At 62.9% G+C, this 22,519-nt stretch carries 20 protein-coding genes, 1 tRNA gene and 1 pseudogene; 14 read left to right on the top strand and 8 right to left on the bottom strand.

Translation table 11 applies throughout. From position 1 onward, the window contains the following. Positions 1 to 17 precede the first annotated feature (17 nt). Positions 18 to 1,070 carry a uroporphyrinogen decarboxylase gene (gene hemE / locus C7G41_RS27535; protein WP_106945470.1) on the top strand — a complete coding sequence of 351 codons (1,053 nt, stop codon included), beginning with the start codon at positions 18 to 20 and terminating at the stop codon, positions 1,068 to 1,070. Here hemE and C7G41_RS27540 read toward each other — a convergent pair. The 3 genes from C7G41_RS27540 to hemC are packed head-to-tail and all read right to left on the bottom strand — an operon-like array spanning position 1,067 to position 4,842. Then, positions 1,067 to 2,824, bottom strand: coding sequence for a magnesium chelatase subunit D (locus C7G41_RS27540; protein ID WP_106945471.1), 1,758 nt, complete (start codon positions 2,822 to 2,824; stop codon positions 1,067 to 1,069). The genes hemE and C7G41_RS27540 overlap by 4 nt on opposite strands. Next, positions 2,821 to 3,843, bottom strand: coding sequence for a magnesium chelatase ATPase subunit I (gene bchI / locus C7G41_RS27545; protein ID WP_106945472.1), 1,023 nt, complete (start codon positions 3,841 to 3,843; stop codon positions 2,821 to 2,823). The genes C7G41_RS27540 and bchI overlap by 4 nt, the downstream gene beginning before the upstream one ends. Before the next feature lie 9 nt (positions 3,844 to 3,852). Then, entirely contained in the window at positions 3,853 to 4,842 is a 990-nt protein-coding gene (gene hemC / locus C7G41_RS27550) for a hydroxymethylbilane synthase (RefSeq protein ID WP_106945473.1), read from the bottom strand. Positions 4,843 to 5,118: 276 nt separating this feature from the next. On the opposite strand from hemC, the gene C7G41_RS27555 reads away from it, so the two are divergent. From C7G41_RS27555 to C7G41_RS27565, 3 genes are read left to right on the top strand one after another with little or no spacing between them, the layout of a single operon-like run. Further along, entirely contained in the window at positions 5,119 to 6,438 is a 1,320-nt protein-coding gene (locus C7G41_RS27555; RefSeq protein WP_106945474.1) for a DUF3422 family protein, read from the top strand. Next, positions 6,435 to 7,946 (top strand): alpha/beta hydrolase, encoded by a 1,512-nt coding sequence (locus tag C7G41_RS27560; protein WP_106945475.1) that lies wholly within the window; start codon positions 6,435 to 6,437, stop codon positions 7,944 to 7,946. The genes C7G41_RS27555 and C7G41_RS27560 overlap by 4 nt, the downstream gene beginning before the upstream one ends. Positions 7,947 to 7,979: 33 nt before the next feature. Further along, positions 7,980 to 8,477, top strand: coding sequence for a DUF427 domain-containing protein (locus C7G41_RS27565; RefSeq protein WP_106945476.1), 498 nt, complete (start codon positions 7,980 to 7,982; stop codon positions 8,475 to 8,477). 24 nt (positions 8,478 to 8,501) lie between these two features. Here C7G41_RS27565 and C7G41_RS27570 read toward each other — a convergent pair whose 3' ends face one another. Continuing rightward, on the bottom strand, positions 8,502 to 8,939 hold the full coding sequence (locus C7G41_RS27570; protein WP_106945477.1) for a hypothetical protein: 438 nt from the start codon (positions 8,937 to 8,939) through the stop codon (positions 8,502 to 8,504). Positions 8,940 to 9,159: 220 nt separating this feature from the next. On the opposite strand from C7G41_RS27570, the gene C7G41_RS27575 reads away from it, so the two are divergent. Together C7G41_RS27575 and C7G41_RS27580 are read left to right on the top strand one after the other, a co-directional pair. Beyond that, positions 9,160 to 9,810 carry an RNA polymerase sigma factor gene (locus tag C7G41_RS27575; protein WP_106945478.1) on the top strand — a complete coding sequence of 217 codons (651 nt, stop codon included), beginning with the start codon at positions 9,160 to 9,162 and terminating at the stop codon, positions 9,808 to 9,810. Positions 9,811 to 9,960: 150 nt separating this feature from the next. Then, complete coding sequence (locus C7G41_RS27580) at positions 9,961 to 10,338, top strand: response regulator (protein WP_106945479.1); 378 nt, start codon at positions 9,961 to 9,963, stop codon at positions 10,336 to 10,338. Between the two features lie 815 nt (positions 10,339 to 11,153). On the opposite strand, the pseudogene C7G41_RS39040 reads toward C7G41_RS27580, so the two are convergent. After that, positions 11,154 to 11,339: pseudogene (locus tag C7G41_RS39040) on the bottom strand (hypothetical protein); the annotation flags it as partial. Between the two features lie 661 nt (positions 11,340 to 12,000). Here C7G41_RS39040 and C7G41_RS27600 point away from each other — a divergent pair. The 3 genes from C7G41_RS27600 to C7G41_RS27610 all read left to right on the top strand — a co-directional run bounded on the left by C7G41_RS27600 (position 12,001) and on the right by C7G41_RS27610 (position 16,630). Then, complete coding sequence (locus C7G41_RS27600) at positions 12,001 to 14,955, top strand: formate dehydrogenase subunit alpha (RefSeq protein ID WP_106945482.1); 2,955 nt, start codon at positions 12,001 to 12,003, stop codon at positions 14,953 to 14,955. 11 nt (positions 14,956 to 14,966) lie between these two features. Next, positions 14,967 to 15,569, top strand: a complete 603-nt coding sequence (gene fdh3B / locus C7G41_RS27605) for a formate dehydrogenase FDH3 subunit beta (protein ID WP_106945483.1) — start codon at positions 14,967 to 14,969, stop codon at positions 15,567 to 15,569. Positions 15,570 to 15,631: 62 nt separating this feature from the next. Beyond that, positions 15,632 to 16,630 carry a formate dehydrogenase subunit gamma gene (locus C7G41_RS27610; RefSeq protein ID WP_106945528.1) on the top strand — a complete coding sequence of 333 codons (999 nt, stop codon included), beginning with the start codon at positions 15,632 to 15,634 and terminating at the stop codon, positions 16,628 to 16,630. A gap of 35 nt (positions 16,631 to 16,665) precedes the next feature. Here C7G41_RS27610 and C7G41_RS27615 read toward each other — a convergent pair whose 3' ends face one another. After that, entirely contained in the window at positions 16,666 to 18,651 is a 1,986-nt protein-coding gene (locus C7G41_RS27615; protein ID WP_106945484.1) for a 4Fe-4S binding protein, read from the bottom strand. A gap of 181 nt (positions 18,652 to 18,832) precedes the next feature. Here C7G41_RS27615 and C7G41_RS27620 point away from each other — a divergent pair, with 181 nt between their 5' ends. The 5 genes from C7G41_RS27620 (at position 18,833) to C7G41_RS27635 (ending at position 21,567) form a co-directional block, all read left to right on the top strand. After that, positions 18,833 to 19,294 carry a DUF3305 domain-containing protein gene (locus C7G41_RS27620; RefSeq protein WP_106945485.1) on the top strand — a complete coding sequence of 154 codons (462 nt, stop codon included), beginning with the start codon at positions 18,833 to 18,835 and terminating at the stop codon, positions 19,292 to 19,294. Between the two features lie 30 nt (positions 19,295 to 19,324). Next, on the top strand, positions 19,325 to 19,954 hold the full coding sequence (locus C7G41_RS27625; protein ID WP_106945486.1) for a DUF3306 domain-containing protein: 630 nt from the start codon (positions 19,325 to 19,327) through the stop codon (positions 19,952 to 19,954). Positions 19,955 to 19,974: 20 nt separating this feature from the next. Next, positions 19,975 to 20,556, top strand: a complete 582-nt coding sequence (locus tag C7G41_RS27630; protein ID WP_106945487.1) for a molecular chaperone — start codon at positions 19,975 to 19,977, stop codon at positions 20,554 to 20,556. 62 nt (positions 20,557 to 20,618) lie between these two features. After that, the gene (locus tag C7G41_RS38810) at positions 20,619 to 20,744 is read left to right on the top strand and encodes a hypothetical protein (RefSeq protein ID WP_283809875.1); all 126 of its coding nucleotides are present in this window, start codon (positions 20,619 to 20,621) and stop codon (positions 20,742 to 20,744) included. A gap of 379 nt (positions 20,745 to 21,123) precedes the next feature. Then, positions 21,124 to 21,567: a tyrosine-type recombinase/integrase gene (locus C7G41_RS27635; protein WP_245446711.1), complete on the top strand. Its 444-nt coding sequence runs from the start codon at positions 21,124 to 21,126 to the stop codon at positions 21,565 to 21,567. Between the two features lie 49 nt (positions 21,568 to 21,616). On the opposite strand, the gene C7G41_RS27640 is transcribed toward C7G41_RS27635, so the two are convergent. Continuing rightward, positions 21,617 to 21,692, bottom strand: a tRNA-Lys gene (locus C7G41_RS27640). A 179-nt stretch (positions 21,693 to 21,871) separates the two neighbouring features. Continuing rightward, on the bottom strand, positions 21,872 to 22,507 hold the full coding sequence (locus tag C7G41_RS27645; RefSeq protein WP_106945488.1) for a Spy/CpxP family protein refolding chaperone: 636 nt from the start codon (positions 22,505 to 22,507) through the stop codon (positions 21,872 to 21,874). Positions 22,508 to 22,519: the final 12 nt, after the last annotated feature.

A 22,519-nucleotide genomic window follows, 5' to 3' on the forward strand; every position in this document is an offset into this window, starting at 1 on the left:
AGCAACGGAAATGCCGCTTGACACAAGCCTCGCCCACCAAACCCTTCCTCGAAGTACTTTCCGGCCGGCGGCAGCCGGTTCCACCGCTGTGGATGATGCGACAGGCCGGCCGCTATCTGCCGGAATATCGTGACGTACGCGCCAAAGCCGGCGGCTTTCTCGATCTCTGCTTTACGCCCGAGCTCGCCGCCGAAGTAACGCTGCAGCCGATCCGCCGCTTCGCCTTCGATGCCGCGATCATCTTCTCGGATATTCTCGTCATTCCCTATGCGTTGGGCCGCGACGTCAGATTCGAAGCCGGCGAAGGACCACGGCTCGACCCACTGGACACACCGGACAAGGTCGGCACGCTAACCTCGACCGCGGATTTCACCAAGCTCGAGCCAGTGTTCGAAGCGCTTCGCCGCGTGCGCCGCGAGCTCGATCCGAAAGTCGCGCTGATCGGATTTTGCGGCGCACCTTGGACGGTTGCCACTTATATGGTCGCGGGACAGGGCACCCCGGATCAAGCACCGGCGCGGATGATGGCTTATCGCCACCCCGATGCGTTTGCGGAGATCATCGACACGATCGTCGGGAATTCCATTCACTACCTCCTCGGGCAACTCGCAGCTGGCGCCGACGTGCTGCAGATCTTCGACACTTGGGCCGGCGTGCTTCCGCCCCGCGAGTTCCAGCGCTGGTCGGTCGAACCGACCAGACGCATCGTCGATGGTGTCCGCAGGCGGGTGCCGAACGCGAAGATCATCGGCTTTCCACGCGGCGCCGGCGCGTTGCTGCCTGGATATGTCGAAGCAACCGGCGTCGATGCGGTCAGCATCGACTGGACGGCGGAGCCGTCGATGATCCGAGAAAGAGTCCAGAGCCGCGTTGCCGTGCAGGGCAATGTGGATCCGCTGGCTCTGATCGCCGGCGGGGACGCACTGGATCGGTCGATCGACGACGTGCTGGCGAACTTCGCGGGGGGCCGGCTGATCTTCAACCTTGGCCACGGCATTCAGCCAGAAACTCCGATCGCACATGTCGAGCACATGGTGAAGCGGGTTCGCAGCTACAAGGGACCGTCTTAGCCGATGCTGGCGAGCACGGCCTTGGTCAGGGTCGCGGCGTCGGCGTGCGGTAGCGGCAGATAGCGTGCGCCCATCTCTTTGGCGATCGTTTCTCCTGAAATGCCGGGACGCGGCGACGTATCGACCAGGACAACTGCAATACCGGCGCCGCGCAACTGCCGCGCCGCGCTCATCGCGTCGTCCTCGGCACGCGGACGGCCCTGCCCACCATCGCGCGCGATGTTGGCGCGGCCGTCGGTCAGAACGATCACTGTCGGCGTCTGTCCCTTGCGGCGGACCGAATCCGACAGCATGAAAGCCGCATCGAGCCCCGCGGCCAGGGGCGTGCCGCCGCCGCCCGGCAATCCTGCAAGACCTCGCTTGGCGCGCGCCAACGAACGCGTCGGCGGCAGCAGCATTTCAGCGGCACTGCCGCGAAACGCAATCAGCGCCACTTGGTCCCGCCGGATGTAGCAATCCGCCAGCAGCAATTCGACTGCACCTTTGGCCTCCGCAAGCCGATGCAGTGCCGCGGAGCCGGACGCGTCTACGACGAAAATCGTGACAGTTTCCATGCGCTGCTTGAACCGCGAGATGCGGAAATCATCCCTGCGGATTAGAACGCGGGGCCGGGATTCCTCACCCGTTCCGGCCGCCTCGCGGCGCCGCACGGCTTGCCACGGCGCCGCCGCGCGCAAGGTTTCGATGACGTTGAGCCTCGCGCCTGCTCGTAACGCACCGCGCAGCACGCCGGCCGGACGCCCCCGCTTGCTGGATCGCTGCAATGGGCCGGCCTTGCCGGAGGAGCGGCCGTGCGATCTGCCGGCCGATCCAGCACGAAGCGTCGCCAGCACGTCGGGCGGGATTGCCGCCTGCACCGCGGCCAGAATGACCTCGTCGAGCGCGCGGTCAATGTCGGCATTTAGATCTTCGCCACCCGATCCATCGGCTTCACCTTCGGTGAGCGGCGGTGGCTGCTCCGGTTGGGCCGCCTCCTCCTTTTGCGGAAACAACAGCGCGCGGGGCGCAAGCACCAAGCGTGCGGCCAAAGCGAGGTCATCTTGTTCAACTCTGGAATGGCCTGCGAGCGCGGCGCTGGCGCGAGCGATGCGCAGCGCCAACAATGGCGCACGCAACGAGGTGATCCCAAGCGCTGAGGCCGCGCTACAGAGGGCCTCGATCTGGTCTGCGTCTGCCTCGATGAGCGGCAGTTGCGCGCGTGCCGCCGCTGTCTCCTCGGCATTAGCCGAGAATTCCCCGGCGTCACGGATCCCAATCGCGTTGAGATCGAGATGCAGTGCGAGGCGATCGCATAATGATGCAGGTGCGAATTCGTCCTCGATGCCTTCATCAAGGGCGACAACGCCGAAACGTGCTGGCATGCGAAGCGACAGGCCGTCGCGCTCGACGATGGTCTCCCCGGCGTCCATCGCCGCCGTGACATGGACCGTCGTTGCTGAAGACAGCCGCTCCGCCATCGCCAATATGATCACGCCGCCATCGGCTTCCGCCAAAAGTCCGCGTTCGGCAATGGGGCGGCCGGCCAGCAACGTCGCATTGAGATCCAGCCCACCGAGCAGCCGGCCTTCGGCGATATTCGAGGGCACCCGCTTCACAGGGCCGGATGGCGAGAGTGCTGTACGAAGCAAAGCGAGCCAAGCATCCCGCACCGGGCTCGCGCGTGATCGCAACATCACGCCGCCAGTTCCCAGCGGGTCCACGGCAAACAATCGCGCCGCCGTCACCGCGTCGGACCAAACGGCAGCGCCACTCATCCCAGAACCTCTGATATCGCACGATCAACCCGCACCGAGGAGCCCGCATCATCGAGGGGATTGCGCCGCAAGCGATGACGCAAGGCCGAAGGCGCGATCCGACGCAAGTGATCGTCGGTCACGATCTTGGCGGACTCGAGCGCCGCAAGCGCGCGGGCCGCACGCATCAGCGTCAATTCGCCGCGCAAGCCGTCGGTACCGAGCGCCATGCAAAGTTTTGCGGCCCGCTCCAGCGTCACATCCGGCACCGAGACCGCGGCGAGTTTCTCCCGCGCCGCGATGATCTTCTTGCGAAGCTTGCCCTCGTCCTTGGCCCACTTGGTGACGAAGGCGTCGCTATCGCTTTCAAAGGCGTCGCGACGCCGCACCACCTCGATCCGGTCCGCAAGGTTGTCGGGGGTCTTCACCTCCACCGACATGCCGAAGCGATCCAGCAATTGCGGGCGCAACTCGCCTTCCTCAGGGTTTCCTGTCCCGACCAGCACGAACCGCGCCGGATGGCGTATGCTCAGGCCTTCGCGCTCGACGACATTTTCGCCGGACGCGGCGACATCCAACAGGAGGTCGACGAGGTGATCCTCCAGCAGATTGGCTTCGTCGATGTACAGGAACCCGCGATGCGCCCGGGCCAGCAATCCCGGCTCGAACGCCTTCTCTCCGCGCGCCAGTGCGCGTTCCAGATCGAGTGCCCCGACAACGCGATCCTCTGTCGCTCCAAGCGGCAAATCGACCACCGGCACCGGGATCTGTGCGGACTTCAGCCCGCCCTTGGCTGCGCGAACGCGGCAGTCTTCGCAAAAATCCGCCGGCCGGTCCGAATCGCAATTGTAGCGGCAGCCGACAACGACCTTCATCTTCGGCAGCAACGCCGCAAGTGCGCGGACCGCCGTGGACTTGCCGGCGCCGCGATCGCCAAAGGCCAGCACGCCGCCGACCTTGGGATCGACCGCGGCAATCAGCAGCGCGAGCTTCATCTCGTCCTGGCCGACAATCGCGGAGAATGGAAACGCTGTTGCCATGCTAACCTTTCATGGCCCTGGCCGCGTACGCGCAATGATATCGGCCGCCCCCTTGTGAAGCAGCTCCAACCCGACCGCGCGACCGAGCTCACGCGGACGGTTGGCGGGCCCGGAACGGGTCACCTCGATAAACCGCCCTCCACTCGCGTCGTCCAGTACCGAAGCAGTGAGCGTCATCTGCGAACCATCGATCGTTGAATATCCCGCGATGGGCGAATTGCAGTGACCGTTGAGGACCCACAACACCTCCCGTTCCGCGTCGCAACTCAGATGCGCCGCGGGATCGTCGATCAGCGCGAGAAATTTCCGCGCCTGCCAATCGTTGACCGCGCACTCGACCGCGACGATACCTTGCCCCACCGCGGGCAACATCTCCAAAGGCGACAGCTCGCAAGCAATGCGATGGCCTAGCCCGACACGTTCGAGCCCAGAGCGCGCCATGATCAAAGCGTCCGCCGGTCCCACCTCGCCGCCACCGGGCAGGCGTTGCATGTCCCGAGTGTCCAGCTTGCGAACTCTCGTATCGGCGGCTCCGCGAAAATGGATCACCTCGATGTCCGGAAACAGCCGTCGGGCATAGGCGGCGCGCCGCACCGCGTTGGTGCCGATCCTGTAGCCCTTGCCGCGCGAGCGCTTGATGTCTTCGATGGAAATCCCCGGACGCAAGACCAACGCGTCGGTTGGCGGATCGCGCGGTAGTGTCGCACCGATCACGAGCCCGGGCGTATCCTCGTTGCCGGGCATGTCCTTGAGCGAATGCATCGCGGCATGAAGCCGGCCTGACGTGACCGCGGCGCGGATTTCAGCAACGAACGCGCCGCCCTTCCCGCCATGGACCAGGAGCTTGCTGGTCTGATCGCTGTCGCCGGTGGTCTCGAACCTGACGATCTCGACGCCCAATTCGGGCGCGGCATTGGATAGGCGCTGCGCAATATCCCCGGTCTGGGCCAACGCCATGACGCTCTTGCGCGTGCCTATCCGCATCGAGACTGCCACCATCACGCTCCAATCCGCAGCTGCGCGACGCTCCGCGGCGCGGGCAGAGATTAAAGGCCAGCCGTTGCCGGAATGCAAACCTAGGCCAGCGTGCGGTGCACATCCGACGATCCGGACAGAGCACCGCAGCAGATATACGAGCCAATCATCCGGCGTTTCACGGCGCGCAGTATTTTTTTTGCCGAAGCGAACCGGACTTCTTCCGGCTTCTGCCCGGCACGACGGAGTGTTACTCGTAGCGCAGCGGCCCACCTATGCAACCAGCCGCGCGAGATCGCGATGAGCGCGGATGTCCTGATAGGTGACGGCGAGGCGGTGCGGCTGACACCTCATCCACTGCGCGCAGCAGTGCTCGGCGAGGTTCATGCCCGCCCGTTCACGCCGATTTCGGTGCCATCGCGCGTCGTGCATTTTGCCTTCGATACGTCGGGCCCACGCGCCCAGGTCGACCGCGCCAACCTGATCACATTCTGCACCTCGCGCGGGCTGCAACCGCCGTCGCCTGCCGAAAAGCATCATCGTGCCCCGTTCGGCACGACCGTGCTGCGATGGGAACAGCACTCCGAATTTACCACCTACACCTGGGAAATGCCGGCTGATCCGGCCGCCGCGCCATTCCATCCGGACGCCGCCTCGCTGGCGCTGCCGATGCGGCTCGTGCCTCAGCCCGGCCCGCTGCTGGTGGCTGTCGACCTGCATCTTCTGACCGAGGATCTGCAACGAACCGCGCCGGAGCGCCTCTTTGACAATGCCAGTCTGGCCGTCGCCGAAAACTCGGACGGCGCCGCGCTCTACGCAACCGACTTTCAGCCGGGCCCTTCGGGCTTTGTCCGCATCCTCGTTGCCAACCGCACGATGTCGCCGGAACGCGCCGGCGCGTTGGTCCAGCGGGTGATCGAGCTCGAGACCTATCGTACGCTGGCCCTGCTCGGCCTGCCGGAAACACAACGGCTGTCGCCGTCTATCGCAGCCGCGGAGCGCCGCCTCGTCGAAGTCACAGACCAGATGCGCCAGGCCGGTGACCTCGCCGCCAATCACAAGCTGCTCGACGAGCTGACTGCCCTGGCCGCCGAGGTTGAAGCCGGGGCGGCCGCCAGTGTGTTTCGATTTGGCGCCAGTCGCGCCTATGAGGAGATCGTCGAGCAACGCTTGCAGACCATCGGTGAACGCAAGGTCGGTGGGCTCCCTACGTGGTCGTCGTTTCTGGCACGCCGGATGAAGCCGGCGTTGCGCACATGCGTCACCACCGAGGCGCGGCAATCAAGCCTTTCGTTGAAGCTCGCACGCGCCGCAAACCTGTTGCGGACCCGCGTCGATGTCGAGCTCGAGCAGCAGAATCAGGAACTTCTGAAGTCGATGAACGCGCGGACGCGGCTGCAGCTGCGGCTGCAGGCCACAGTCGAAGGCCTGTCGGTCGCGGCGATCACCTATTACGTGGTGAGCCTGTTTGGATATATCGCAAAGGCGGCACATGACAGCGGCACTCTCCATGTCGAGCCCAGCGTCGCTACGGCCGCCTTCGTTCCAGTTGCTGGCTTTGCGATCTGGTGGACGGTGCGTGGTATCCGCAGGAAGCACATCGCCCGTGAGGATCGATGAGGTTCCTTGTCGGATTACTCGCGACCGTGGCGATCCTGATCGGGCTGTTTGAATTGCATGAAGACAGCCGGGACCTGAATGTCACGCGGACCGTCGTCGGCGAAACACCGGTCACGGTCTTCAGACGACAATCCGCCGCGCCTGCACCAGTCATCATGATCGCGCACGGCTTTGCCGGTTCGCAGCAGCTGATGCAGCCGTTCGCCGAAACGCTTGCGCGCAACGGCTACATCGCGGTGACCTTCGATTTTCTCGGCCATGGCCGTAACCCTGCCCCGATGCATGGCGATATCAACGAGGGCTTGACGATCACCGCCGCATTGCTGGAGCAATTGACTGACATTGCCGCGTCGGCACGCAAGCTGCCCGGGAGCGATGGCCGGCTCGCGGTACTCGGACATTCGATGGCGTCCGACATCGTGGTGCGGTTCGCGCAAGCCCACCCGGACGTCGAGGCGACCGCCGCGGTCTCGGTGTTTTCGCCCGTCGTGACACCGGCCAGTCCGCGCAATCTGCTTGTCATCGTCGGCGCGCTGGAGCCTGCGATGCTCCGGAACGAAGGCCTGCGCATCGTCAGCCTCACCGCCGGCGGGACGGCAATCCCCGGCGAGACTTACGGGCAATTCTCCGACGGCACCGCGCGAAAGCTCGTGCTGGCGCGCGATGTCGAACATATCGGCGTGCTCTACAGTCATGACAGCATGGTCGAAGCTGTGCAATGGATGAATGCGGCCTTCGGCGACCGGCCTTATGAAGAGGTCGCCAGCCGCGGGCGCTGGCTGGCGCTGGTGTTTGCCGGGATTGTCGCACTGGCGTGGCCGCTGTCGGCATTGTTGCCGGCTGTGAGCCCGAGCCCAGCCGGCGCAAGCCTGGGCTGGAAGGCGCTGATGACGGGCGCGCTCCTGCCGGCGATCGTGACCCCGCTGTTGCTCTGGAAGATGCCGACTGACTTTCTGCCGATCCTGCTCGGCGATTATTTGATGCTGCATTTTCTGCTCTATGGTGCTCTCTCGAGCGCAATCCTTGTCTACTTGCGCAGGGGTCACTCGCCGGCCGTCGCGAATGTCGCCTGGACACGGGTCGCGATCGCAGCAGCCGCAGTATCCGCCTACAACGTCCTGGCCTTCGGCCTTCCGATCGACGCCTATGTGTTCTCGTTCCTGCCAATCCCGGCGCGGCTGCCGCTGATCGTCGCAATCGCCTGCGGGACGCTGCCTTACTTCATTGCCGACGAGTGGCTGACAAGTAGCCGCGATTCCCGAATAGGCGCTTACGCGCTCACCAAATTCTGTTTCCTGCTCTCGCTTGCGATTGCCGTGGCGCTCAATCCGATGAAGCTGTTCTTCCTCGTCATTATCGGGCCTGCGATCCTGTTGCTGTTCCTGGCCTTTGGGCTGATCAGCCGCTGGAGCTACGCGGCGACGCATCATCCGCTGCCGGGCGCACTCGCCAACGCAACGCTGTTCGCATGGGCGATCGCGGTGACGTTTCCGATGATCGTGCGATAAGGTTTGCGCACGACCTGCTGGAGTTATTGAGACATGTGGCCACCCAAGCGCATTGAACCCTTGCCCGGACAAGAGTCCGTCTGGGATTATCCGCGTCCGCCGCGGCTGGAGAAGATGGACGCGCGGCTGCGCGTCATCTTCAACGCGCAGATTGTTGCCGATACCACGGCGGGCTATCGCGTCCTCGAAACCAGTCATCCGCCCATCTACTACATTCCGCCCGACGATATCGCGCGACAATATCTGCTGGACGCGGCGGGCAGCTCGTGGTGCGAATTCAAGGGGCACGCAAAATACTGGTCGCTCGATGTCGATGGCCGGACGTCCGAGCGCGCGGCCTGGAGCTATCCTTCGCCATCGCCGGGATTTGTAGATATCGCGAGGCATCTGGCCTTCTATGCCTCGCGCGTCGATGAATGCTGGGTGGACGACGAACGCGCCCAGCCTCAGGACGGCGACTTCTACGGCGGCTGGATCACCTCGCGCATCGTTGGACCGTTCAAGGGCGGCGCAGGGACGCGCGGATGGTAGGGCGCGAGTCTCCTGCGGGTATCCTTACTTTGGCTGTCCGGTTGAACCGTTCTCGGGGCCGACGCCGGTATTCGAGGAGGTCGGAGCACCGCGTGTGTCCGGCGCGGGATTGACCGGCTGATACAGCTTCGGCTGGTCAGGCGTGCCGGCCGGCTGCGACATTCCCGTGGTTGCGCCACCGACCGGCGCCGGCGCTTGCGCGGTTTCGACGCGCGATTTGTTGTTATAGCCAAGCGTGAGCAGGCCCATCACCGCGAGCGCAAGCACGAAGAACCCGGCCAATTCGGGTGCGGCTCCGCTCGGCGCGACGCCGCGGCTGTTTCCATCGCCTTCGAGCGCCGTCGCCGCGATTTCGCGGTTGGTTCGGGATCGCAGAAAATAGATGAATGCACCGGCAATGATGAATGTCGTTGCCGCGAGGGTGAAGAACATCAACCAGCTGATCGGATTGTCGCCTTGCATGGGTAGCCTCCATTGTAGGGTTGGGATGACAATTGAGGCGGCTGGACTTGGTTCCTGGGGGCGCACACGGGGCCTGCTGGAGGAGCCAACTAGCTGACTATCCAATAATAATCTCGAGCTTCGCGCTGGACTGTCACACTCACATGTAAACTTTAATTGACACTCGCGCGGACATCGGAGAGCTTAAGCAGACGGATGTGCCGGCAGCCCCGGGGATGACATGGCGCCAACAACGAGTGGTCTGGGCATTGCCCAAAGCGATTCCGCCGAGCTCGAGCATCTCCTGCTGGGCATGGCGGGAGGCGATGAGCCGGCCTTCGCAAAGCTGCACGCGGCCACGCGGCGCAAGCTGTTCTCGACCGTGCTGCTGGTCGTCAGGCGCCGGCATCTGGCAGAGGAGATCGTGCAGGAGGCCTATGTTCGCATCTGGCTGAACGCGGCGGCGTACCGTTCGGCGCTGGGCTCGCCCATGCTGTGGATGATCACGATCGCCAGGAATCTCGCGATCGATGCCGCGCGAAGGCCGTCGCGGGAAATCTATCGCGACCAGTCGGCCCTGCTGGAGTTTCCCGCCGACGCGCCCACGGCGCTGGAGAGCATGGAGAGCCGGGAAAACGAAAGCGACACCGCCCGGCTGCAGCAGAGCATGCTGTCCGCGTTGCAAACGCTCGATCCGGCACGGCGTCACCTGGTGATCGCGGCCTATCTCCACGGTCAAAGCCGCGATCGGCTGGCAGCGCAGTATGGCGTCCCGGTCAACACCATCAAGACCTGGCTGCGGCGCGCACTGCTGCACGTGCGGGCGCAAATCGGAGCCATGCCGCCGGGCGATGATGATGTCCGCGCGCTGACGCCCGCCTTGGGCCACTAGCGCACGATCGGGAAAACAGTGCAGCGGCTTTCCGTGCTCTGAACGAAACCAGAAGCGATAGCGCGACGAGAGCCGCGCCGGGAACTTATGTTCACTTTGTAACTTGTGTCTCGGGCTGCAGCGGGGAATGGCGCCGTGCCGGAAATCGAAATGCCTGTGATCCTCGTCGTCGAGGACGAGGAGCTGCTCCAAAGCTTCGTTGCAGACGCGCTGCACGACGGCGGCTTCGAAGCGGTCATCGCATCGTCCGGAGAAGAGGCGGTGACCCTGCTGAAAGCCCATCACAGCGAATATCGCGCGCTGGTGACCGACATCGACCTGAAAGGCAAAATGGAGGGCTGGGAGGTCGCCCAACACGCCAGGGAGATCCATCCGGAATTTCCCATCGTCTATATGAGTGGGGCCGCAGCCGCGGACTGGACCTCCAAAGGTGTTCCCAATAGCGTCATGCTGTCCAAGCCATTTGCTCCGGCGCAACTTCTCACCGCGCTCGCCAATCTTCTCAACAGCGGAACGCCGACGACCTAGGCCAGGCGCGTTCAACACAACAGACACGACGACGCATTCTCGCGACCGGCTTCGCCCGAGCTTTGTGCCGACCTCGCACCCGCGGTCTGCGACGCGAACGTGGCGCGCAAGGAAACAGCATAGCATCACACAGGTTAGGCCATACGGATGGCTCACCAAACACCTCTGCACCGTGACCTGAAAACTCACACTAGCACCGCTCGATCAGCGCACATCGTTGGCGCGCGCGATAGGGCGTCACGACCAACCGGCCAAAGATCGTCGGACGATACCTCGCCTGTCGTGGGCAGCTTCCAGAATCTGGAAGGGGACGTGCGCGCGCCCCGATTCGCGACGCGACACGCTTTTCGCAGACTTCGTCGAGGACCGCGTGTAAAATCGCGGTGGCGGCCGCATCGAACATGAAAGTCCCATTCTAGCGCAGCGTCATCTCGAAACAGAAGCGGGAGGCGGAGTTCCGCGATGACTGAACCGCAAGCCGTGCTCCACGTCAGCGTGCGACTGCGTTACGCGCAGTGCGGCCACCCACGGCACCAGGCTGCAACTCCCGGCCGTTTAGCTTTCCAAGTAACGGGGGAGTTGGCCGTCAAAGTGCGGGAAAGGAAAATCAACAATAACGAACGACGTCCAGCAGATGGATCGTCCCGAAACTCAGCGCGACCGGCTGAAATCTTCAGAAGCGCAAGTCGGCATCGTTTGCTCGCAACATGGCCCGAGAATTCACATAGGGCTTCTCTGGACATTCCTCTGGCAGCACCAGAGTCGTTCGTCGAAACACGGCAAGCAACGCCTTTGCTTTCGCTACCCAGTCTGACCTACAATCGCACGTACAAGCGCCTCGGGCATTGCATGACACCGCCCGGTACAGCCCGTTCGGTCAGATAGCGGGACATTACGCTGTCATCCAAAAGGTGAGCCAAGACCTCCAGCGTCCGGTCTTCACCTGGTGCGCTAGCCATGGAATAGGAGCGCCACGCTGACGTCGCCGGAACCTGAAGATGGACGTATTGGCCCTACAGACACTTCAGCGGCGCCACTCCGGCATTTGTGCCGAAACGCGCACCACGAAAGCGCTCAACCAATCGACGGCTCCAGCTTGATCGAGAACGGCTCTGCTCTAACCAGCTTTGCACGCTCGTATGGGACACAGACGTCAAGATCGGTGGCAGCCGCGGCTACACAAGGAAGTATCTCGCCAGCCTGCAATTCAGCAACAGATGCCCTTGAGCAATCTTTCAGGGGAATTTTCACATTCCCAATTCGCACGATAATTTTTGAGGGGCACCAGCGCCGCGGGGGGACGGTTTAGTGCATTTCCCTGAGGCATAGATAAATGGCTTATCGGTCCTGCGATTAGGGCAACACAGGATTGCGATTGATGTTTGACGCCGAACTCGGATAACGTATCGGCGGGCTAACCTGAAACGGGAGTATGCTTCGTTGAAGAGTAACCCTCCGCGAAAGTTTTTTCGACGTGACTTGCTCAAACTGACGATTGTTGGCGTCGGCGTAGTGAGTGCCGGCGATCTGTTGCCCTCCCCGGTTGCTGCGAAGCCGGTCGAATTGAATCAAAAACGCAAGGCTCGCTATCGACCTGACTCACAGGAAGTCAGGAACTTCTACCGCGTCAACGGCTATCCAACCGCTCGATAGGAGACCTCCGTGCTGATCAGGAAGTCCGAGCGACGCCCAGAGCGTGCCAGGCCCTCACATGCGGACGCTGACCCATCTTCATCGGGCTTGGACCGGCGAACTTTCCTGAAGCGCTCAGGCATCACGGCAGGCGCATTGGTCGCGGTGGGCGAATTCGCGCTGCACGGCGTGCGGAAGGCCGAGGCTGGTCCCCCACCCCCTGTCGGGGCACCCGTCACGACCCGGAAGAACATCTGTACGCACTGCTCGGTCGGCTGCTCGGTGATCGCCAAGGTCGCCAACGGCGTATGGATCGGACAGGAGCCCGACTACGACAGCCCGATCAATCGTGGTTCGCATTGCTGCAAGGGGGCCGCAGTTCGCGACGACGTGCTGAACGAGCGGCGTCTGCGCTATCCCGTCAAACTCGTCAACGGACAGTGGACGAAGATCTCCTGGGAAAAGGCCATCGACGAGATCGGCGACAAGCTGCTGGACATTCGTCAGAAGGCCGGCCCCGACTCGGTGTATTGGCTCGGCTCCGCCAAGTTCACCAACGAAGCCGCTTATCTCAATCGCAAGCTCGCGGCATTCTGGGGCACCAACAATTCCGACCATCAAGCGCGCATCTGTCACTCGACGACGGTCACCGGCGTAGCCAATACCTGGGGCTACGGCGCGATGACCAACAGCTACAACGACATCCGCAACGCCAAGACCATTTTGTTGATGGGTGGCAATCCCGCCGAGGCCCATCCGGTTTCCCTGCAACACATTCTCGAAGGCAAGGAGCTCAACCGCGCCAACATGATCGTGGTCGACCCCCGGATGACGCGGACCGCTGCGCATGCGACGGAGTACGTCCGCGTTCGCCCCGGCACGCACATCGCCACGATCTACGGCATGCTATGGCACATCTTCGAGAACAGCTGGGAAGACAAGGAATTCCTCAGCCAGCGCGTCTATGGCCTGGATGAGATCCGGAAGGAAATTGCGAAGTGGCCTCCCAGGGAGGTCGAGCGTGTGACCGGCTTGCCCGAAGCACAGGTCAAGCATATTGCCCAACTGTTCGCGACACAGAAGCCGGCCACCCTGATCTGGGCGATGGGGCAGACTCAATTCACCACCGGCACCGCCAATGTCCGTGCCAGTTGCCTGTTGCTGCTCGCCACCGGCAACATGGGGCAGCCCGGCGCAGGCGCGAACATCTTCCGCGGTCATACCAATGTGCAGGGCGCAACCGACCTCGGTCTCGATGTCACCTCGCTGCCACTGTATTACGGTCTCGCCGAGGAGGCCTGGCGGCATTGGTGCCGGGTATGGGAGGTCGATTACGACTGGATGAAGTCGCGCTTCCCCGACAAGAAGCTGATGGAAACGCCGGGCATTCCGAGCACGCGCTGGTTTGACGCGACCTTGTTGCCAAAGAACCAGATCAGCCAGCCCAACCCGGTGCAGGCCATGTTCATCATGGGACACGGCGTCAACACCATCACGCGAATGCCCGAAGCCGTGAAGGGCATCGAGAAGCTCGAACTGCTGGTGGTGTGCGATCCCTATCCGACCGCATGGTCGGTGCTGTCGGAGCGCAAGAACGGCACCTACCTCCTGCCGGCCTGCACGAGCTTCGAGATGGAGGGGTCGCGCACCAACTCCAATCGCTCGCTGCAATGGGGTGAAAAAATCGTCGATCCGGTCTTCGAGGCGAAGAACGACTACGACATGATGTACATGTTCGCCCGCAAGTTTGGATTTGCCGACCTGATGTTCAAGAACATCAAGGTGGAGAACGGCGCAGTTTCGGCGGAGGACATCCTGCGCGAAATCAACCGCGGCGGATGGTCGACCGGCTATTGCGGGCAGTCGCCGGAACGGCTCAAGGCCCACATGAGGAACCAGCACAAGTTTGATCTGGTGACATTGCGGGCGCCGAAGGACGATCCCGAGGTTGGTGGGGAATATTACGGCCTGCCATGGCCGTGCTGGGGGACGCCGGAGTTCAAGCATCCGGGTACGCCGATCCTCTACAACACCAACCTTCCGGTGAAGGAAGGTGGCGGCACCTTTCGCGCGCGGTTCGGAGTTGAGCGCGTCGTGAAGCGCAAGGTGATGGAGAACGGCCAGGAGGTGGAGCGGGAAGACCACGATAATCTTCTTGCCGAGGGCTCGTACTCCGTCGGTTCGGAGATCAAGGACGGATATCCCGAGTTCACCCTTGGCGTGCTGAAGAAGCTCGGCTGGGACAAGGACCTCACCGCGCAAGAACGCGAAGTGATCGAGCGCATCAATCCGGCCGATCCCGACAAGGTGTCGTGGTCGACCGATCTGTCCGGCGGCATCCAGCGGGTCGCGATCGAACACGGGTGCTCGCCTTACGGGAACGCCAAGGCGCGGATGATTGCGTGGAACCTGCCCGACCCGGTGCCGGTGCATCGCGAGCCGATCTACACGCCCCGTCCTGACCTCGTTGCCGACTATCCGACCTTGCCTGACGCAAAGCAGTTTCGCGTGCCCAATATCGGCTTCTCCGTGCAGAAGGCCGCCGTCGACCGCGCGATCGCAAAGCAGTTCCCGCTGATTCTGAGTTCGGGCCGTTTGGTTGAATACGAAGGCGGCGGCGAGGAAACGCGGTCCAACAAATGGCTCGCCGAACTGAAGCAGCACATGTACGTCGAGATCAATCCGGCTGACGCAGCCGAGCGCGGCATCGTCGACGGCGGCTGGGTTTGGGTCACAGGTGCAGAGAACAGCTCACGCGCCCGGATGAAGGCGCAGGTGACTGAACGCGTCGGCAAGGGAGTCGCATGGATGCCCTTCCATTTCGCCGGCTGGTACGAAGGCGCCGATCTCCGGTCGAAGTATCCGGCGGGGGCCGATCCCATCGTACTCGGTGAGAGCGTCAACACGCTGACGACCTATGGCTATGATCCTGCGACCGGTATGCAGGAGCCGAAGGCTACGCTTTGTCAGATCAGGGCCGCATGAGAGGTTAGACCATGGCGCGAATGAAATTCCTCTGCGATGCGGACCGTTGCATCGACTGCAATGCCTGCGTGACGGCCTGCAAGAACGAGAACGAGGTGCCCTGGGGCATCAATCGACGTCGCGTTGTCACCATCAATGACGGCAAGCCCGGCGAGCGTTCGGTGTCGATGGCCTGCATGCACTGTACCGATGCGCCTTGCGCGTCGGTGTGCCCGGTCAAGTGCATCTATCCGACCGAGGACGGCATCGTCCTGCACAACAAGGATCAGTGCATCGGCTGCGGCTATTGCTTCTACGCCTGTCCGTTCGGAGCGCCGCAATACCCCCAGGTCGGGAATTTCGGTTCGCGCGGCAAGATGGACAAATGCACCTATTGCGCCGGCGGCGGCGGGCCCGAGGCGCCCGGCAGCGCCGAAGAATATGCGAAATACGGCTCCAACCGTTTCGGCGAAGGCAAGCTGCCGATGTGCGCCGAGATGTGCTCGACCAAGTCGCTGCTCGCCGGCGACGGCGACATCATCGCGCAACTCTACGAGGAACGCGTCGAGAAGCGCGGCTACGGCTCCGGAGCCTGGGGCTGGACGACCGCCTATCACGAGGACGTCAAGACGTAATGGGATCTGCGATCGCCGCCGATGAAGGCGCGACGATCGCAGACGAAGATCAGGTATCCGCGATGACGGCCTTCGCACGAATTTGCTTCGCAACGCTCTTGCTGATGCTGCTCGGTCTCACGGCAGCCCCGGCGCTCGCCCAGAAGCTCGCTCCCGACGGGGCCCCCAATCCGACCGCCAGCGTGACCAATCAGAAGACGCTGCTCGAACAGGCGCCGCGGATCCAGGGCCGGATCGACATCCCCGACGTCAAGGCCAGCGTGCTGATGCAGCCGATGGGACGGACCTGGGATTATTTCTACGAGGTGCTGCTGCACTGGGGCGGTGCGGTGGTGATCGTCGGCATGGTCGCGGTGCTCGCGCTTGCCTATCTGATCATGGGCCGGCTCCGCATCGAGGCGGGACGCTCCGGCCAGACCATCGTCCGCTTCAAGGCTTTCGAGCGGTTCTCTCACTGGCTGACGGCCGTGTCCTTTGTGCTGCTTGGATTGACCGGCCTGAACATCACCTTCGGCAAAGTTTTGCTGCGGCCGCTGGTCGGCCCGGATCTGTTCTCCGACATCTCCGAGATCGCGAAGTACGTGCACAATTTCACGAGCTTTGCCTTCGTGACCGGCCTTGCCCTGATCACGGTGTTGTTCTTCAGGGACAATCTGCTCAAGAAGGTTGACATCGACTGGGTCAAGCAGGGCGGCGGCTTCATCAAGTCGAAGCATGCACCTGCGGGGCGCTTCAATCTCGGTGAGAAGATGGTCTATTGGCTGTCGGTCGTAGCCGGCATTGCGGTATCCGCATCGGGATTCGTGCTGCTGTTTCCCTTCTACGGCACTGACATTGCGGACATGCAGATCGCGCAGGTCGCTCACGCTGTCATCGCAATCCTTTTCATCGCGCTGATCCTGGGACACATCTATATCGGCACGCTCGGCATGGAAGGCGCATTCGAGGCCATGGGAACGGGCGAGGTCGATCTCAATTGGGCGAGAGAGCATCACGACCGCTGGCTCGCCGAAAAGCTCGAAGCGGAAGGCCGGCAAGCTTCGGCCACGCCCGCTGAATAGAGCGATGGCGCTCGGGCTACCCTGAACCGGGCCATTCAGCTAAAGTGGCCGTCCGGGTCTCGCTTGATCTCTCGGTCTCGCAAATAATCGTCCGTAGTGCGGACGGTTGGACCCTGTGCACCGTAAGATTCAAAACCCTGCTCGGCGACGAAGCTGACGCGGCAGTCGCCGCACATCTTGATTGCGTCGAGCCTTTGCGCCGAGCCCGAATACATCCAGTGCTGGCCTTCGAGCTTCGCCACGACGCGCTCGATGCTGCTCTTGACGCCGAACGGCTTGCTGCAACGGATGCAGCAGAACGGCTCCTCCTCCTTGAGAACCCGGGTTGGCGCCCGGCTCGCGCGGAAATCGATTTGCGGGACCAGGGTGATGACCTGCTCCGGACACGTCGTCCGGCACAGGCCGCACTGAACGCAGGAATCTTCGACAAAGCGCAACGCCGGGCGCTCGGGGTCATCGCGCAGGGCGCTGGTCGGACAGGCTGACACGCAGGACAGGCACAGTGTGCAGCCTGCGGCATCGACCTTGATGGCGCCGAACGGTGCGCCCTCCGGCAACGGAATGACATCGACCGGTGCAGGTGCTGCACGGTGCAGCTCGGCAAGCGCGAAGCGGAGCACGTCGCGCTTGCCGCCCACGGCGCGGAAGTTCGCCGGGCGCGGCGTGGGCGCGTTGGCTGGCGCGGTGCGGAGCGCCTCGATCAGACGGTCCGGATCGTCGGTCGCTATGACGGAGAGCCGGTCCGGGCCGAAGCCGAGGCCGGCTAAAATCGGATCGGCCAGCGCGATCGTTCGCATCAACCCGGAGACGTCATGGCGCGGTTTAGCCCGGAGCAGGAAGTGCACTGCCGACACGCCATAGGCAAAAGCCGCGGTGATACTCTCCAACCCGACCTGCGTGACCTCGTTGACGGCAAACGGCAGCACGCTCGCGGGCAAGCCGTCGCCGAACCGCGCCAGCGCATCGATCAGCGGCGAACCATGGATCTCGTCGTGCACGAGCATGACGGCCCGCTCGCCGCCTGCCTGACGATAGGCAAGCAGCATGGCACGCAGCTTTCTGACCAGCGCATCTTCCGGCGGCAGGGCATAGGACGCCGCGCCCGTAGGACAGGCCGTCGCACATTGGCCGCAGCCGGCGCAGATGTCGGCATCGATCGCCACATGGTTGCCGGCCGGCGAGATCGCGCCGGCCGGACAGGCATCGAGACAGCGGGTGCAGCCGATCTTCTTCGAACGCGCATGCGCGCAAAGCCCGGCATCGAAGGTGATGTAACGTGGTTTCTCGAAAGTCCCGACGAGGTCGCGCGCTTTCAGCACGGCCTGGAGAATAGCAGCGGGGCTACCGGGATCCGCGCGCAAATAGCCGTCACGCAGGTCGGCGGGAAGCAGCGCGGGCCCGCCGGTCAAGTCGAGGACGATGTCGCAGGTCGAACGGGCGTTGTTGCGCGATGGGCCGAACGTCAGCATCCGCCGCGAGGACGGCGCTGCTTCGGCGAACTCATCGACCACCAGGTCGAACGCCCCCAGATGTCCCTTGATACTGGCGATCCGACCCTTTGCAACCGGACAGTCGGCGCTACGTGGCGGCGCGATCACGGCTGGTGGCGCAATCAGCACGGTGACGTCGAGGTGCTCCTTCAGCAAATCGCCAGCCTGAATGGCGGCCTCGTCGCGGCCGTAGATCAGGATGACCCCGCCGCTTTCCAGCTGGACCATTGGCGCAGGTGCCGTGACTTCGGCCGCGGCGGCCAGCAGCGCTGCCATCTTCGGCCCAGCGCGGTCGGCGTCACTGGACCATCCGGCGGTCTCGCGGACATTGGCAAACTTTATCGAATTCGCACGATTATTTTCGTCCGCAACCCGCAAGAACAGCGCGGCCTGCTGCGTGCAGGCGACCGTAAGCGGACCATCCTCGCCCGCAATCGCTTGAAATCGATCAAGCTCGGCACCGCAAAGTTGCGTCGCTGCCGTCACTTCGCCGCGACAGCCGCGACGAATCGCGTCTGCATCGAGCGGCATCGACCCTTCGCATGAGCAGATCAGGAAGCGCCTGCCGGTTTGAGGTTCGACGCTCACGATATCTCCCGGCTCCCAGGATAGAGCGGCCACCTACTGGCCGGATCATCCTCACAGTATATACTCCGCATGTCGCAAAAGGCGACCCTGTATCGGAGACCACACTTCGATTGGAGACGGGAAATTGATATCGACAAGTCTTGCACGCATTGCTGTCGGCGTCGCAATCGAACGACGCAAAGCGAAGAGCGCGTGGGCCGATTTTCTGTGGCGGCCCGTGTCGGTCTTTGCGGGTGTCCCGTCTGCAAAGCCGTGGACTCAGATCGGTGGCGAAGGCGAGGTCGTACTGTTCTATGCAGGTGACGCCGTGATCGAACTGCATCGTACCGAAACCACCAACTATCGCGAAAATCTGACATCAGGCTCGCCCACGCTATGGGTCAATTTGCGCCCCACCGGCTCCGAGCCGCCTTATGAACTGCTCGCTGTCACTGCCGATCCGGCTGAGGGCGAGGCGTTTACCGACGCAGGCAGCAATCTGGTTGACGCAGTACCGATGCCGATTGGCATCTCCGAAATCATCGACGGTTTCATTGCCCAGCACCATGTTGATCGCCCCTTTGTCAAACGGCAGCGCAATCGTTAGCAACCTCAGCGCAGGACACGAGACAGAACAGTGCCAGACCGTAATGCTTTCCTTCGCTGGGTGCGTCTCAAGCAGGCGTCGAAAAGCCGAGACGCCGAATCTGATCCGGCCAGCAGCGAGCAACCCACCGAGTTAGGGGATGGCAAGGCCGACCGGCCCTTCGATCTCGCTAGCCTGCCGTCAATCGAGTCAATTACCGCTCACACCGACATTACGGCGTTCCTGAACACCCGCGTCCCGGTCGAATTGACCCGCGCAGCATTGCGCCGAGCCTGGACAACCGATCCGACGATTCGCGACTTCATCGGGATCGCGGAGAACCAGTGGGATTTTAATGATCCCAACGCTATTCCGGGATTCGGTCCGCTCGACCCAACGGACAAAATTGCCGATCTTGTCGCGCAGGTTTCGAAGGGCCTGGAACAGGTCCAGGACGTGCTTGCAGACGTTCCACCGCCGATCGATCCGGTACGGGCAGGCCTCGTCAACTCCGAACAGCCAGCCCTCGAACCAACGGCCTCGGCAGTTCGATCGTTACCAGATGATGCCACGACACCGAGGACCGACGATCGGGATGCTGCCAAGCAGGCTGACGGTCTTGCCACAACAGTGTTGCCCTCACCGCGAGCACGACGTCATGGCAGCGCATTGCCACGCTAGCAGCCTCAAGGAGCGCTTCCGTGCGTACTGTCGATGAATTCGACCTTGCCCGATCGCAGGAATACGCGCTGTTGGCGACGCTGCTGACGCGCAGCCCGGACGGGGATCTGCTGAGCCGCATCTCCGCACTGCGCGGCGATGCCAGCCCGATGGGCGTCGCGCACGTTGCGCTGGCCGATGCGGCGCGCCGGACAAATGAGCAGGCGGCGTCGCGCGAGTTCTTTGCCCTCTTTGCAGGATTGGGCAAGGGGGCACTCCTGCCTTATGCGTCGCACTACCTGTCCGATACGCTGTATGGCCGTCCGCTCGCGCGGTTGCGGGAAACTCTCGGGGATCTCGGCCTCGAAAAGGCTCCAGAGCGTACGGAGCCCGAAGACCACGCGGGATTTCTCTGTGAGATCATGGCAGGCTTCGCGGGCGGAAGCATTCCAGCGCCAGCGGGCGCCGAGAGGATCTTCTTTGATCAGCATGTTTCACGCTGGATGAGACGTTTTTTCGCTGATCTCGAGCGAGCGAGTTCGGCGGGTTTCTATGCGTCCGTTGGCGCGCTCGGACGGACGTTTATCGATATCGAGGCGGAGGCGTTCGCGCTTCCGGGGTGAACACGGCGTTTTGTACATGAGATGCACAGATCAGGTGCTACATTGATGCAGGGATCAACAACATGCGCGTTTTCACCATTGCTTGTTTCTTCGCCGCCATCGTGGCGCTCGGTGCCGCCGCTGTTCTTGAAACTTTCGTGCAAGAGTCCGCTGCTACAGCGTTTGCCGAGCCGAGTGCCCGCGTTTAGCGGCAATGTTGCTTATTGAAACTTTTTGTTGTCCACATAGGCGAAGTAGGAGACGTTTGATGACTCGTTTCTTGGTCGCTTCTTTCGTAGTTCTGGCGGTGATTGTCGCTTCGACCGTAGTCTTTAGAGGGCAACCTCAGTCGGTCGAGTTATCTGCGGCGGCCATGCCATCCCTCGCAGAACTGCATGTTATGGCAGGCGTCCATCGACTCCCGGACCAGGATATCGACGATCAATCATTCATTTTCCCCTCCCCCGCTAAGCAATAGCTTGCCGGTAATCCACGCGTCAGGGCACGAGGCCATGATGTTTGGGGACGGACATAGCCTGCTCCAATTGAGCGCCGAACGATTCTCCAGCTCGCGATCGTCTTGGCATTGTGGAGCAACGGCAGGGAGACCTGCTGCGACTACCCTGGTCAGCCTACGAAACCCCCTACATTCGCCTTCGGCAATCGAAAGGTGGCCGGCGGGTCGCGATGCCCGCGGGCGCACCCTTGAGGACCCCGCTCGATGCGACGACCCGTCGGGGGCCACTTATCCTCACGAACACGCTGGGCCGGCCCGGGACGTCCGATGGCTTTCGCACGTCGTGGGGGAAGACTTGCGAGCGTGCCGGGATCGACGGCCTGACGTTTCATGATCTGCGCGGCACCGCGGTGGTACGCTTGGCAATCGCAGGCGCCAGCGTGCCGCAGATCGCAGCAGTCACTGGTCACTCGTTGAAGGACGTCGAAGGTATTCTGGATGCGCACTATCTCGGTCGCGACATTCAGCTGGCAGAAGCCGCGGTGCTGAAGCTCGAAGCGAGAACAAAACCGTAAACGGCGTTCGTTTCGCCGCTTGTTCAAACCGCTAAGTGTTTGATTTATTTGGTGGGCGCACCAGGGCTCGAACCTGGGACCCGCTGATTAAGAGTCAGCTGCTCTACCAACTGAGCTATGCGCCCGAAAGGCGGTTAAAAGCCTTGCGAGGCCGGTCGTTTAGCAAAGCGATCCGGGTCTGGCAAGCGATGGCACGTAAGTTTTCCAAGGGTATGCCAAGGGTCTGCCCACATCCCCCAAAAAAGCGAAAAGCCGCTGGATTCCAGCGGCTTCGCCAGGGTTGATCGGAGCAACCCTTCAAGGCTCAGAGCCGGCCCTCGCGGTCCCGGTCCGGGCCACCGTCGCGATCGAAACGCTCACGGTGGAAGTGGTCCATACCGCGCTCCATCATGCGGTCCATGCCACGCTCCATGAAGTGGCGGCGCGGGCCGTCTTCGCCGCCGCCGAACGGGCCGCGGTGGCGGGTCAGCACGGCAAGGCGCCGCTTCTGGCCCTCGTCCAGGGTCTTGTAGAGCGGATCGGCGGCATCGGCGATCTTCTTCAGGGCCGCCGACGTCGCCCCCATGTCCTCGGCGCGCTGACGCAGGCGGGCGACCGGATCCTCCGGCCTGTCGGCATCCTTGTTGGCGTCCTTATTGGCGTCCTTGCCGGCATCACCGGGACCGGCATTCATCCGCGCATTGGCGCGGTCGATGCGCAGCTTGGCGAAGTCGCGCACGGCGGCCTCGACCGGCGGCCACAGCTTTTCCTGGTCGGCGTTGAGCTTCAGCCCGGCATGGACGGCGGCGATCCGCGCGTCGACCATGGCGGCGCGGTCTTCCGGGTTCATGCGGATGTGGCGCATGTGATCGTGCATCCACGGGCGATGATAGTGGGCATAGACCGCGCCCGAGCCGGCGATGCTGAGCACGGCGATGGCGGCGATGGTGAATTTCCTCATGCGAACTCTCCT

This window comes from Bradyrhizobium sp. MOS002, assembly GCF_003020115.1.
In the GTDB taxonomy this organism is placed as follows: Bacteria; Pseudomonadota; Alphaproteobacteria; order Rhizobiales; family Xanthobacteraceae; genus Bradyrhizobium.